This is a genomic window from Sporosarcina koreensis (genome assembly GCF_001531445.1).
In the GTDB taxonomy this organism is placed as follows: domain Bacteria; phylum Bacillota; class Bacilli; order Bacillales_A; family Planococcaceae; genus Sporosarcina; species Sporosarcina koreensis_C.
Window position 1 is genome coordinate 1 of record NZ_LQYA01000405.1, and the last position, 243, is coordinate 243.

The 243-nt window shown below is 42.0% G+C and carries 1 protein-coding gene; it reads right to left on the bottom strand.

Annotated elements, in window-relative coordinates; genetic code table 11:
* A partial coding sequence (locus AWV70_RS22630) for an MFS transporter (protein ID WP_153010120.1) occupies nucleotides 1–243 on the bottom strand: 243 nt, incomplete at both ends.

Consider the following 243-nt stretch of genomic DNA (forward strand, 5'->3'; position numbering starts at 1 on the left):
CAGTGATAATTGTCATCATTGGAATGAGCAGAAGATAAGACCAATGGATAAAATGAGCTATCATTCCACCAATAGCTGGACCGATACCTTCTCCCATAGCTACTATGGAGCCAATAAGACCAAACGCTTTACCCCTATTTTCCTTTGGAATATAGCACGCAACTACAACCATCACGAGTGCTGGAAATGCAGCTGCACCAGCTCCTTGAATAAATCGAGCCAGAATAAGTATGGGAAAAAAAG